Annotated in this window: 16 protein-coding genes and 2 pseudogenes; 9 read left to right on the forward strand and 9 right to left on the reverse strand. The window is 70.4% G+C overall.

All coding sequences use genetic code 11. The features are described 5' to 3' along the window. The 6 genes and pseudogenes from FCI23_RS57730 to FCI23_RS61815 all read left to right on the forward strand — a co-directional run. Nucleotides 1–186: pseudogene (locus FCI23_RS57730) on the forward strand (hypothetical protein); the annotation flags it as partial. Nucleotides 187–520: 334 nt separating this feature from the next. Then, on the forward strand, nucleotides 521–715 hold the full coding sequence (locus FCI23_RS51285; protein WP_136730820.1) for a hypothetical protein: 195 nt from the start codon (nucleotides 521–523) through the stop codon (nucleotides 713–715). Between the two features lie 57 nt (nucleotides 716–772). After that, nucleotides 773–1,498 (forward strand): hypothetical protein, encoded by a 726-nt coding sequence (locus FCI23_RS51290; RefSeq protein ID WP_136730821.1) that lies wholly within the window; start codon nucleotides 773–775, stop codon nucleotides 1,496–1,498. 229 nt (nucleotides 1,499–1,727) lie between these two features. Continuing rightward, entirely contained in the window at nucleotides 1,728–2,072 is a 345-nt protein-coding gene (locus FCI23_RS61805) for a hypothetical protein (RefSeq protein WP_246144851.1), read from the forward strand. A gap of 53 nt (nucleotides 2,073–2,125) precedes the next feature. After that, entirely contained in the window at nucleotides 2,126–2,377 is a 252-nt protein-coding gene (locus FCI23_RS61810) for an HAD family hydrolase (RefSeq protein ID WP_246144852.1), read from the forward strand. Then, nucleotides 2,374–2,814, forward strand: a complete 441-nt coding sequence (locus FCI23_RS61815) for an HAD family hydrolase (protein ID WP_246144853.1) — start codon at nucleotides 2,374–2,376, stop codon at nucleotides 2,812–2,814. Before FCI23_RS61810 ends, FCI23_RS61815 begins: the two co-directional genes overlap by 4 nt. Before the next feature lie 97 nt (nucleotides 2,815–2,911). Here the strand turns inward: FCI23_RS61815 and FCI23_RS51305 are convergent, their stop codons facing one another. From FCI23_RS51305 to FCI23_RS51335, 8 genes are all read right to left on the reverse strand, one after another. Then, nucleotides 2,912–3,217: a hypothetical protein gene (locus FCI23_RS51305; RefSeq protein WP_136730822.1), complete on the reverse strand. Its 306-nt coding sequence runs from the start codon at nucleotides 3,215–3,217 to the stop codon at nucleotides 2,912–2,914. A gap of 331 nt (nucleotides 3,218–3,548) precedes the next feature. Further along, nucleotides 3,549–3,890 (reverse strand): PIN domain-containing protein, encoded by a 342-nt coding sequence (locus FCI23_RS51310; RefSeq protein WP_407646154.1) that lies wholly within the window; start codon nucleotides 3,888–3,890, stop codon nucleotides 3,549–3,551. A gap of 35 nt (nucleotides 3,891–3,925) precedes the next feature. Next, on the reverse strand, nucleotides 3,926–4,183 hold the full coding sequence (locus FCI23_RS51315; protein WP_136730828.1) for an Arc family DNA-binding protein: 258 nt from the start codon (nucleotides 4,181–4,183) through the stop codon (nucleotides 3,926–3,928). Between the two features lie 321 nt (nucleotides 4,184–4,504). Next, nucleotides 4,505–5,434, reverse strand: a complete 930-nt coding sequence (locus FCI23_RS51320) for a hypothetical protein (RefSeq protein ID WP_136730823.1) — start codon at nucleotides 5,432–5,434, stop codon at nucleotides 4,505–4,507. Nucleotides 5,435–5,564: 130 nt separating this feature from the next. Then, a complete protein-coding gene (locus tag FCI23_RS61820; RefSeq protein ID WP_246144854.1) occupies nucleotides 5,565–5,705 on the reverse strand; it encodes a hypothetical protein in 141 nt (46 codons plus the stop codon). After that, complete coding sequence (locus tag FCI23_RS51325) at nucleotides 5,702–7,987, reverse strand: DEAD/DEAH box helicase (RefSeq protein ID WP_246144855.1); 2,286 nt, start codon at nucleotides 7,985–7,987, stop codon at nucleotides 5,702–5,704. Before FCI23_RS51325 ends, FCI23_RS61820 begins: the two co-directional genes overlap by 4 nt. Nucleotides 7,988–8,069: 82 nt before the next feature. Continuing rightward, on the reverse strand, nucleotides 8,070–8,324 hold the full coding sequence (locus tag FCI23_RS58915; protein WP_211265846.1) for a hypothetical protein: 255 nt from the start codon (nucleotides 8,322–8,324) through the stop codon (nucleotides 8,070–8,072). 2 nt (nucleotides 8,325–8,326) lie between these two features. Continuing rightward, nucleotides 8,327–8,824, reverse strand: a complete 498-nt coding sequence (locus FCI23_RS51335) for a PIN domain-containing protein (RefSeq protein ID WP_136730824.1) — start codon at nucleotides 8,822–8,824, stop codon at nucleotides 8,327–8,329. A gap of 56 nt (nucleotides 8,825–8,880) precedes the next feature. On the opposite strand from FCI23_RS51335, the pseudogene FCI23_RS51340 reads away from it, so the two are divergent. From FCI23_RS51340 to FCI23_RS51345, 3 genes and pseudogenes are all read left to right on the forward strand, one after another. Next, nucleotides 8,881–9,339, forward strand: a pseudogene (locus FCI23_RS51340) (IS6 family transposase); the annotation flags it as partial. 127 nt (nucleotides 9,340–9,466) lie between these two features. Further along, nucleotides 9,467–9,622: a hypothetical protein gene (locus FCI23_RS57735; RefSeq protein WP_169317397.1), complete on the forward strand. Its 156-nt coding sequence runs from the start codon at nucleotides 9,467–9,469 to the stop codon at nucleotides 9,620–9,622. A gap of 297 nt (nucleotides 9,623–9,919) precedes the next feature. Beyond that, nucleotides 9,920–10,213 carry a hypothetical protein gene (locus FCI23_RS51345; RefSeq protein WP_136730825.1) on the forward strand — a complete coding sequence of 98 codons (294 nt, stop codon included), beginning with the start codon at nucleotides 9,920–9,922 and terminating at the stop codon, nucleotides 10,211–10,213. A gap of 59 nt (nucleotides 10,214–10,272) precedes the next feature. Here FCI23_RS51345 and FCI23_RS51350 read toward each other — a convergent pair whose 3' ends face one another. After that, nucleotides 10,273–11,049: a hypothetical protein gene (locus FCI23_RS51350; protein ID WP_136730826.1), complete on the reverse strand. Its 777-nt coding sequence runs from the start codon at nucleotides 11,047–11,049 to the stop codon at nucleotides 10,273–10,275. Nucleotides 11,050–11,290: the final 241 nt, after the last annotated feature.

Here is an 11,290-nt window from a genome sequence, read left to right on the forward strand (position 1 = left end):
GCGTACGGGATGGCCAAAGCCGCCGACGACCGCCTCGCCCTCGCCGCTTCACTCCAGCTACGCCCGCACCGCGTGACCTCGATCGCCGTGCATCCCGGGCTGGTGCGCACCGAAGGGGTCATGCAGTTCGTGGAGCACCTGGACCTGGCCACCTCGCAGTCCGCCGAAGACCGCTCTGGCCGATGATCCGGACGTACTCGACCTCAGCGGCCAGGCTCTGAGCGTGGACTCGCTCGCGACCCGCTACGGCATCGACGTATCAACCTGACCGGGGCCTCCTGATCCACAATTATGGTTCAAAGCCCGCCGAGAAGCGGCTGCGCCCCGCACCCGCGGGGATGGTCCCCGCGCCACCTATCTGGACCTGCGCGCCTGGCACTGCTCCCCGCAGTCGGTCACCGTCCCCGCGGACGCGGGCACGCCCAGGCGCAGCGTCCTGGACTACGACGAACTCAACAAGACGCTCGCCGCCCCCGTCGCGGGTGAGACCAAGGCCGCGGGTCGCCGGACCGTCGTCACCGTGGACGGTGACCTCTCGACGCCGCGCCTGGCGCAGCAGGTCACGCGGCAGCTTGCCGACACCGTCGCCGCATGGGGGGCACGCCGTCGCCGACGTGCGGTACTTCGAGGAGACCGCTACTCGTCCCTGTACCGGCTGACGTGGCCCGAACGCGTCCGCCGGCCGGCCCTGGCAGTCCACCGCGCCGAACGCTGACCACCCCCACCGGGGCCCGGTCACCCGAGCCCTGCCCCGCCTCTCTCAGGAGCACCCGTGAAGCTCAGCAAGGCCCAGCGACTCGCGATCACCACCACGACCGGCGCACCGGTCCAGGCCCGCCCCAACACCCTCGCCTCCCTGGTCCGCCTCGGCCTGGCCGAGGCCCGCACCGAGCGCAGCAGCACCGGCCGTGCCGTTGTCCGGCACCACCTCACCGGGCCAGGCCGCACCGTCCGCAATGACATGCGCAGCGCCGAGAACGCCGAACGCGAGCAGCGCGGCGACGTCCCCGCCGCATGGGCAACGCCCAGCGTGCGGGTCTCAACGCCGGTCAGAACCGGCACCGCCACCGGCCGCTCCTACTCCCCCGCCGACGACTCGCACGGCGTCCTGTTCCGGCTGGGCGGCCGCGCCGAGGGTGACGACAACCTGATCTCCGCCACCTCCCCCTACCTGCACCGGCTGTGCACCCGCTGCGACACCGTTGGCGACGACTTGATGCCCGCCCGGGGCACGCTGTGCGGCCACTGCGCCGCCCAGGAGGACGACACCGAGGCCAGCAGCCCGAACCCCACCACGGCCCGCACACGGCCTGTCCCAGCCCCAGAAGGCCGGCCCGACCGGCTGCTGATCTACAACGAGCAGCATGCCCGGCGAGTCCTCGCCCAGTACGCCGAGCACGACAACTCCGGACGGCCGCACCGGGCCCTGGACCTGCGTGCTCCTGCCGATAACCCGGACGTCTTCCCCTTCCCCGCCGCAGCGCATCCAGCGCCATGACGTCCTCGGCGGACTGATCCACGAGTACCGCAACGCCGCCTGACCAAGATCACGCCGGTCCGCCGAACCCCCAGCTCAGCGCAGTACGAGACTTTTGGCACCCAACAGGTCGGCGATCTGACCGGACTGGGATTGTTCACCCACGTGGCCCTGTACCAGGCGGGAGATCGCGGTAGGCGCCATCCTCGGCGAGCCGGGACCCGACGCGGACTACCGCGCTCTGCCCCGGGTGACCTTCACCGACCCCGAAGTCGGTTCCGTGGGCCTGAGTGAGCAGGCCGCCCGGGAGCAGGGTCTGCGCGTACAAACCGGCACTACCCAGCTTCCCTCCTCCACCTGCGGCTGGATCCACAAGGCAGGCAACGAGGGCCTGATCAAACTGGTCGAGGAAGCCGACCGCGGCGTGCTGGTCGGCGCCACCTCCATCGGGCCGGTCGGCGGCGAGGTCCTCTACGGCCTCGCGGTCGCAATCCAGGCCGAGGTGCCCATCGAGCGGCCGCGGCACATGATCTACGCGTACCCGACCTTCCACCGGGCGGTGGAAGCTGCTCTCACCGACCTGCGCAGAGCCTGATCCCGCCGTGAGCCACTCCGCCAGCGGCAACAACAACCAAGGAGCTAGAGACCATGCATGCGCCAGTACGCCTGGTAGTTTTCGACGTCAACGAGACCCTGAGCGACCTCTCCCCGTTGCGCGGCCGGTTCGAGGCGGTGGGCGCGCCCGGCCACCTGCTGGCGACCTGGTTCGCCGGTGTGCTGCGTGACGGACTGGCGCTGACCGCAGCCGGCGCCTACGCGGACTTCCGGGACGTAGCCGAGGCCGGGCTGCGCGGCCTGCCGGCCTGGACGGCTGGAACGGCGACCTCGACCACGCGGTGACCCGCATCCTGGACGGCTTCAACAACCTGGACGTACACCCCGACGTCCCCCACGGCGTCGAGCAATTGCATGCCGCCGGTCTGCGCCTGGCCACCTTGACCAACGGCGCCACCGCCACTACCGAGCGCCTGCTGGCCCGAGCCGGACTCCTCGAACACTTCGAGGCTCTGCTGGACGTGAGTACCGTACGGGCGTGGAAGCCGGCGGCAGCGGCCTACCGCTACGCCACCGACCAGTTGACCGCCGACCCCGCCGACCCCGCCGAGACCCTAATGGTTGCCGTCCATCCCTGGGACATCGACGGAGCGCGCCGCGCAGGCCTGCAGGCAGCATGGCTGCAACGTGGCGCACCCCCCTACCCGCGGGTGATGACCGCACCCACTCACACTGCGCACGACCTGCGGGAGCTGGCCGAAGTTCTCACCCGGTCACAGTGAACTCACCATCTGCCGGGTGCCCGCGGGTGTCAGGAGCAGCCCGGCCCGGGTCCCGGCATGGAGTAGGTCTCGCGGCGTGACTAGCTTGTGCTGGTGGTCAGATGGCGCAGTGGACGGGGCGGGGAAGGCTGCCGTCGGTGAGGCGGGCGGTGAAGAACCGCTCGGTCACCAGTTGTTTGCCCACGTCCAGTGGGGTTCCGGCGGGGGCGAGGTGCATGTCCGGGCTGGTGGCCGTGTCGGCGCCGGCGGGGTGCCAGTGCAGGCCGTCGGCGGTGACGGTCAGTTCGGGAATGCTGGAGTCCTCGCCGATCTCCACGCCGGTCTGGGAGAAGCCGCGGCGCAGCAAAGGGCGTACGGCGAAGTGGTCGGCAGGCAGGCCGAGTCCGGCCAGGAGCCGGGACACCGCTGGGATCTCAGGCGTGTTCTCCTGCGTCTCGGTCAGGGCGACGCGGGGTGGCAGCCCGAGGTCGATCAGGTGGCGGATGCCGTCCAGGGTGCGTTGCCACGAGCCGGGGCCGCGGTGCAGGTTCGGAACGCCGGTTCCGGAGTGAGCCCGCCCCAGGTGCCTCGGCCTACTGAACGGGGGCGGTCAGCACACAGGCTGAAGTAATGTCAAGGCACCGAGTTACAAAGATATTTGGGTTGGCCCCCTCTCCCCCGGGTCCGGGGGAGAGCTGTCGTCATGCGCATGTGTCGGTCGCGAGAGTCGGCCTGGGCCGGATCGGCTGACCGCTTCAGTTGGTGAGGTCCAAGATCCTGACCGGTTGTCCTGTCCACCGGCCGGGGTCGGTGGTGGCGATAACCGCGCCGCCGGGGCGTTCGGGGGTGGGCAAGGCCGCGTGGCGGGTGTGGGCGGCGGCCCAGGTGCTCTCGCGTGCCACGGCCAGCGCTGCGGACAGGTCGAGGTCGACCACGGTGATCGAGGGCAGGGCGGCGATGTGCTCGGCGGTGCCGGGGCGGGCGCGGTCGGCTTCAACCAGGGCGCAGGCCGGGGCGTAGAGGTACCAGCCGGCTTCGGCGTGGGCGCGGTGGATGAGGCGGGAGACCAGGCGGTTGCCGCGGCCGGCGGCGACCATGGCCGTGTCGTCGAGGACGACGTGCAGAGCGGTGGTCACCGGGCGGCTGCCTGGTGGAGGCGGCGGTCGAGTTCGGCGTCCAGGTCGGTCCGCTCGGTGTCGGTGGGATCGTAGCCGCTCCACTCCCGCAACGCGGCGCGGGCCCGCTCGGCACGCTCCGAGCGCTCGGCCGGGGTCAGCAGGCTCTCGGCGAGACGGGCCAGATACGCGCGCAGCGACAGGCCCTCGGCGGCCGCAATCTCGGACAGCCGGTCCCGCGCCTCGGCGGGGATACGGACATTGGCATCAGGCATGGACAGGGTCCCTTCACTCATACCGTCAGTCTACGGGTACGGGTACGTACCCGCAGACTGACGCGGGTATACACGGGTCGTTCTTGGAGATCCGTACGGCGACGTACTTTCCCTCCTGGTATCCGCAGAGCGGTATCCAGGCTGGTCAGGGACGGTAGGGCAGCCAGTTCCGTGCCCGGCCACCGGAGTTGCCGCCGGGGCGCCGGGCAGGTCACCATCGGAAGCGAAGGCGCAGCCCGGTGGCCACCCCCAAACGCCGTGCGGCACCGCCGTAGCGGGCCGTACTTCGACCGGGCGTTGAGCCTCCGTAAGGAGACGCGCTCAGGATGATCCCGCTTCCTTGGCGCGGGCGGCGCTGTCCGCGGCCCGTTGCCGGGCCTGCTGCGCGACTGCATCGGCCTCCTGCCACCTCTGCCCGGCCCCCCGCCGCGCCTGCCGCTGGACCGCTTCGGCCCGGCGCAGCTCGCCGGTGAGACGCTCGACGTCGGACTCGGCCAGCGTCAGGTCCGCTTCGGCGATGTAGAGGGCCTGGCGGGCGGTGGTGGCGTCGTCCGCGCGGGCGGCTGCCTCCCGCGCGTCCGTCTCGGCCTGGCGGCGGGCCTGCGTGATCCGTTCTTGTCGCTCACGCTGCTCACGCTCGCGGCGGTTCTGGTCGGCAACAGCACTCTTCGCGCCGCCCACACGCCGTCCGGCTCGGTGACGTGCGGGAGGAGACGGCGCCTCGGTGCCGGCCGGCCGGGTGAGCCGGCTGGTGGCGCCGGTCAGGTCGACGGCGGCGGCCAGGGCCCGGGTGAGCCGGCCGCCGGCCCACTGCTGGGCGGCATCGGGGTCGGCCAGCGCCGCGTGCAGGGTCTGCTCGACCTCCTGGACAGCCGCCTCCTGCAGCGGCTGCCCGGCCTCAGCCGCGAGCCGGCGGGCCTGCACCGACAGCGCGTGTACCAGGGCGCGCTGCTGCTCGGTGAGCTCGCGCAGGCGCCCGCCGTCCAGCTCGCGGTGAGCCCGGCGCAGGCCCTCCCCCAGGCGGAGGATCGGCTCGACCTGTCCGGGATGGGCCCGCACCAGCTGGTTGCTGGCCCACGCGGCCAACGTCGGGCGTCGTAGTGCGGTGATCCGGGCCGCGAGCGCACGGTCGCCGGCCTGTCGGGCACGGGCGGCATGCCCAGTGCGGGCGGCGGTGAAGCGGTCCGACCGCAGCCCGTACAGCTCATCAAGGACCGCCTGCTCATCGACGGCGGCTGACCTGTCCGGCATGCTCCCATCCTCGGCCCTCCCGACGCCGCCTGCTCCTCCGGAGGGCGCCTTTGGGCCGTCGGTGTGTGGGTCAGGCGCCGGGTCATGAGAGTGATGAGTGCCCAGGTCACCGGACGACCCTCCCGGGTCGTTAGACGAGGGAGACGGGAGGGGTCGAGTCGTCGGTCCAGTCGCCGTCGAACAGCGGCGCCACCAAGGCGTCGTGCTCGGGCGGGAGAGCGCCGGCGCGCTTGTTACTGCGTGCCTTGGCGAACCAGGGCCCGATCTTCACGGTCTCGCCGTCGACGACGATCTCCTCGCGGGCTGTGGGGGCGCGGCCTTCCCGGGTGATGAAGAACTCCAGGAGCTGGACGGTTTGCTGGAAGCTGCGGCGGGTGCGGCGGGGCGCGGTGAGGGGGTTGGTGTCGGGGTGAGGCGGATGGCGGCGAGGAGAGTTCGCTGGCCGGGGTGGAGGGCGGTCCATCGGGTGAGCTGGCCGTGCAGCCAGCGGCCGGCCTTGACCGGGCCGATGAGCGTGTCCAGGTGCAGGGCGGCGGGGTCGTGGCCGGCAGCGAGGTGGGCGCGCAGCAGGTGGTATTTGCGGTGCCAGTCGGGTCCGTGGGGCAGTTGCCAGTCGGGGTCGACGGCGGCGAGGTCGACGGCCCGTCGGGGGTCGAGTTGGTCCTTGGCTGCCAGGGAGCGCTGTTCGGCCAGGAAGGCGCCGCCGGGGGCGGTGGCGGGAATAGCGAGGTGGCCGTGCGCTCGGTGGTAGGCGGTCACGGTGGTGAGGTTGGCGCGCCAGGCGGCGGCGTGCTTGTCCCAGATCATGTTCAGGGCGTCGAGTTCGGTGATCCAGTCGGTGTCCAGGCGGCCGGTGGTGTGGGCGTCGCGCATGCCGGTGATGAAGCGGCCCAGGGTGTAGCCGGTGGGGTCGGTGTAGTCGGCGGGGACGTCGAGGTGGCCGAACTCGTCGTGGAAGGCCTGGGCTGCGGCCAGGCCTTCACGGCGGGGGCGGGAGGCGGCGTCGCGGGGGTCGAAGCAGGCCAGGTCCATCGCTCTGGCGATGCGTTCAGGGTGGACGGTGAAGTCGAAGTGCCAGCGGTGCGCGATCAGCTCGCTGGTCTCCTTCGGCAGCCGGTTGGCCTTGTCGGGCAGCCGTTCGGCGATGCGGTGGTCGTGGCTGGCCAGGGCGGTGGTGATTGCCCACACCGGCTCGTAGGCGGTGCCCAGGATGTTCTGCGGGTCTGCGCCCGCCGGGATGTAGACGGGGATGACCAGGCTGGCGACCTTGCCGCTCACCGACAGGCGCAAGGCCCGGCCGAGGGCCTGGACGCAGCGGCGGACGGAGCGGGTGGGGTCGGCGAAGACGACCGCGTCGACGGAAGGGATGTCGATGCCCTCCGCGATCAGCTTCGCGTTCGCGAGAATCGCGAAGGGCGCGGCCGCGAAGTCGGCGAAGATGGCGGTGCGCTGCTGCGGGGTGTGCTCGCCGTAGACGAAGAACAGCTTCGGATCCACGTCGGGGCACAGCTCGGGCGCGGTGCGGCGCAGTTGGCGCAGGGTGTGGCCGAGCTCGCGGGCGAAGCGTTTGGCGTCCTGGACGAGGTTGAAGTACACCAGCACCCGTCGCAGCCCGTGCTCGGACATCGCTTTGAGGACGGCCAGGTGCAGGGCCGTGGTGCGCAGCGCGTCATCGGCGCCAGGGCTGCCGTCCTCGGTGGGGGTGGGGAGGTTGAGGCGCTCACGCAGCTCAGCGTCGGTGAGGGTGGGCACCACGATGCGGTAGTCCGCGGCCCGGCCGTCCGCGATCGCTGTTGCGAGGGGATATTCGAAGATCTTTTTGCCGTAGACGGCCTCGTTGTTCATCGAATTGGCGTAGGAGTCCAGGTCCGGTGCGGCGGTGTGCCGGCGGCGGGGACGGGAGGTGTCGGCGGACTCGGACAACTCCGGGCCGGCCAGGAGCCGCGGGGTGGCGGTCATGTACAGGCGTCGCTCGGCGCGGATGCGGGTGGCGTCGTTGACGGCCGCCCATTTCTTGTCCGCGCGGCCGGCGATCCGGTGCGCCTCATCCATGACCGCCAGGTCGAACGGGGGCACGTCGAAACGGCTGTGACGGGTGTTCTCGATCTTGTCGAGGGAGTCGTAGGTGCAGATCACCGTCAAAGCCGGGGTCTGGTCCTCCCCCTCCCCCACGACGGCCATCAGACCGGCCAGGGCGCGGTAGTCGCCGGTCGAGCCGACGCGGTGCGCGGCCAGGGCGTCGTGGCCGGAGGCGTCCAGGGAGGACACGATCAACATGTGCTCGCTGTGTCCGTCCGCGCGCCAGGCCAACGCGGTCTGCACCGCCAGGTCCAGGGTCGGCACCACGAACAACACCAGACGGGCGTCCAGCGCGTCGGCGATCCGGATCGAGGCCAGGGTCTTGCCGGTGCCGGTCGCGGACACGTACAGGGCACGGGTACCCGGCCGACGCAGATGCCGCATCGCCCGCGCCACACCCTGCGCCTGATCCGGGAACAACTGCGCCCGCTCCGAGCGGCCAGGCCAGGACGGGGGGAGAACGGCGGTACTCATACCGACCATGCTCCCAGCAGTGACGGGGTGGGCGGAGGGAAAATGCGCCCGCTTGCTGCCATGAGGGTCGCTCGAGCTCGAGCTACTGCCGCACCAGCGCGGCGACGCGGCGGAAGTTGCCACCCAGGATCGCGGTGACGGCGTCGTTGGGGCCGAGGAAGATCCCGACACCGGTGACGCCGATGCCCCCGCCCGCGGCGGCACACGCCTGGGCCTGCTCGTTGGCGATGTTATGGGGGGTGGTCTCGCGGAAGCGGTCGCCGCAGCGGGATAGCAGCGTCCGACTGGCCGCCGCTGCTGACGAGCAGCAGCGGTGTGCCGGCTGCCCGCGCGTCACCGTTAGGGCTCGATGAACGGCAGCGCAACGGCGTGCAGTTTAGTCTGCAGGTTAATGTCGCTGGTGGCAACGAACCAGGCCGACCCGGGGTGCCGGGACTGCAGCAGCAGCGTGGAGGCGATGAACCGGTCGTCCGGCACGGTCAGGTCCAGCCAGTCGGGCAGAGCGTCGGACTTGGGCTCGATGTACTCGAAGATGGCGTGGACGTCGCCGGCGACTCGGACGCCGCGGGTGACGTCGCCGTTGTTGCGCAGCCCTTTGAGCCGACGGTCGGCCTTCTTGGCGTCCTCGCGCAGCGTCTCGGTCCGACCAGCACGCTTTTTGTCGTCCAGCTCGCGCAGCACCACCGGCAACAGGTGTGCCATGTAGCGCGGGCCGATCTGGCCGGTGTAGGCAGCGAGACCGGGGTTGTCGATCAGCGCGTTGGTGTCGACTGTCAGGCGCACCGGCCACGGGTCGGTCGGCAGCAGGTCGGTCAGGCCGCGCAGCGGCGCTGTCACGTTGGCTGATGGGGTGGGATGATCTTCGGGTTGATCGTGGTGGAGGGGAGTCGTCCGTGGAGAGTACGTCGCCGTCGTACAAGGGGCACCGGTACCCGGTCGAGGTGATCTCCCACTGCGTGTGGCTGTACTTCCGCTTCCCGCTGTCGTTCCGCGAAGTCGAAGAACTCATGCTCGAGCGTGGCGTGACCGTCTCCCACGAGACGGTCCGCCGCTGGTGTCGGAAGTTCGGGCAGACCTACGCCAACGCACTGCGCCGCCGGCAGCCCCGGCCCGGGGACAAATGACACCTGGACGAGGTGTTCATCAAGATCAACGGTGAGCTGACGTACCTGTGCGGGCCGTCGACCAGGACGGCAAAGTCCTCGACATCCTCGTGCAGAACCGCCGGGACACCGCCGCGGCCAGGCGTTTCTTCCGCCGCCTGCTGAAGAACACGGGCGGCATGCCGCGGGTGATCGTCACGGACAAGCTCCGCTCGCTTCGCCATCTGGGAGCAGATCACCGGCGTCACCGCCCAGCCCATCGCGCCCTGAGCACAGGCCCGGAACCGGGCCCCACCACGCCCCGACACACCGCCAGACACCCACACACCCAACAACGTGACAACGCCGCGCCGAGTTCACCGCCGACGGCCACGAAGTGGTCATCCGCCACGACACCCAGGCCAGTTGGAGCGACAGCCCGTGGACGGTCAGCGTTGACGGCCAGTCCCAGGAGTACCCGTCCCTGTACCGGCTGACGTGGCCCGAGCACGTCCGGATGCTGGCCCTGGCCGTTCACCGCGCCTTCCAGTGACCGTCCGGGCCCCGCCCCTTCCCCACCGAGGAGAGCCCCGCGAAGCTCAGCAAGGCCCAGCGACTCGCGATCACCACCACGACCGGCCGACAGGTCGAGGCCCGCCCCAACACCCTCACCTCCCTGGTCCGCCTCGGCCTGGCCGAGGCCCGCACCGAGCGCAGCGCCACCGGCCGGGCCCTTGTCCGCCACTACCTCACCGAAGCAGGCCGCGCCGTCCGCAACGACAACCGCACCACCGAGAACACCGAACGCGCGCAGCGCGGCGACGTCCCCGCCGCATAGGCAACGCCCAGCGTGCGGATCTCCACTCCCGTCAGAACCGGCACCGTCACCGGCCGCTCCTACTCCCCCGCGGACGACTCGCACGGCGTTGTGTTCCAGCTGGACGGCGGCGCCGAAGGTGACGACAGCCTGATCTCAGCCGAATCCCCCTATCTGCACCGGCTGTGCACGCCCTGCGACACCGTCGGCGACGACTCCCTGCCCGCCCGGGGCACCCTGTGCGGCTTCTGCGCGGCCCAGGAGGACGACACCGGGCGATTCCCTAACCCGCTCCAAACGGTCCGGATTGTCCGACTGTCCGGTTAGAGCGCTGACCTGCGAAAACACCCCGGACAGCCGCAGACCGGGCTGTCCGGGGTGTCCGGTTACAGAACCAGTTGGCCACTCATCTCCAGGCGCTTGGGTCGGCCGAGGGCATCAACAATCCAGATGGTGGTCTTTTTGTGGGGAACGTCATAGGTCTGCACAACGACGCTGGTGACGCCGGGGGCGCTGGTCTCTCCGCTGAGATTTTCAGCGGTCTGCCACACGACATGGCCGTCACTCACGCGGAGTACCTGAAAGCCGCTGAAGCTGCCACGCCCGTTCGGAGTCTCGGCGATGAGTCGGCTACCGTCGCCGGACCAGCCCGCGACGGCGCGGTCGTCTATCCGGCCGATCGAACGGGGCGTTCCGATCAGTTTGTACAGGTCGACGCTGGTGGGCACTTGAGGCGGAGCGGTCGCCAGCGGCGCGACATTGCAGATCTTTAGCGGCTGACCAGAGCGCTGTGTGGAGTGGCAGGTTGCAAGCGCGGGGGACTGAGAGGGGCGCACGGGCTGCACGGCGTGCTCAATCGCCAGGTTGAGCCCGTTGGGGGCCACCACCGCGGCGGTGACCACGTTCGGTGTGTCGGGGTAGTTCTGCTCGAAGAGCACCTTCTGCTTCGCCAGGCTCACGACCGCCAAGGCGACGATGCTGTTGTAGGTGGCCGTCAAAACCGCTCGATCGGCGGCGAGATTGCAGGACAGCAGATTGTACTGGGAGGCGTGCACATTGCCGAACAGGCCGGTGAACGTAGTGACATGAAGGTTCTGCGGGCTGCCCACATCGAACGAGCCCACCCGGATGGGCTGTGGGTAGCCGTCGAGGAGGCCGCACATGCTGCGGCTGTCCGAAGCCCATCGCGCAGCCCCTAGCCCTGTGGGCACGGTAACTGCGGGAGGCAACGACCCGTCCGGCGCGATCAACGGCCGGCTACACGCTTCGAGACAGGACGGAAAGCTGAGAAGCTGTTGTCTTTCCGGACTTGAGGGATGCGTTTTCGCTGGTCGGGCGTAGGGTCGGCGGTCCCGTGGGAGTAGTGGCCTGTCGTGCCATCGCTCTTGTGGAGGTCGTGGATGC

It is taken from the genome of Actinacidiphila oryziradicis, from assembly GCF_005047355.1.
Lineage (GTDB): Bacteria > Actinomycetota > Actinomycetes > Streptomycetales > Streptomycetaceae > Actinacidiphila > Actinacidiphila oryziradicis.

Excerpts from the sequence above, each read along its gene's own strand:
- FCI23_RS51325 (WP_246144855.1), bottom strand. The coding sequence starts at position 7,987 with ATGAGTACCGCCGTTCTCCCCCCGTCCTGGCCTGGCCGCTCGGAGCGG.
- FCI23_RS51350 (WP_136730826.1), bottom strand. The coding sequence starts at position 11,049 with ATGTGCGGCCTCCTCGACGGCTACCCACAGCCCATCCGGGTGGGCTCG.
- FCI23_RS61810 (WP_246144852.1), top strand. The coding sequence starts at position 2,126 with ATGCATGCGCCAGTACGCCTGGTAGTTTTCGACGTCAACGAGACCCTG.
- FCI23_RS51320 (WP_136730823.1), bottom strand. The coding sequence starts at position 5,434 with ATGCCGGACAGGTCAGCCGCCGTCGATGAGCAGGCGGTCCTTGATGAG.
- FCI23_RS51310 (WP_407646154.1), bottom strand. The coding sequence starts at position 3,890 with ATGGTCGCCGCCGGCCGCGGCAACCGCCTGGTCTCCCGCCTCATCCAC.
- FCI23_RS51315 (WP_136730828.1), bottom strand. The coding sequence starts at position 4,183 with ATGCCTGATGCCAATGTCCGTATCCCCGCCGAGGCGCGGGACCGGCTG.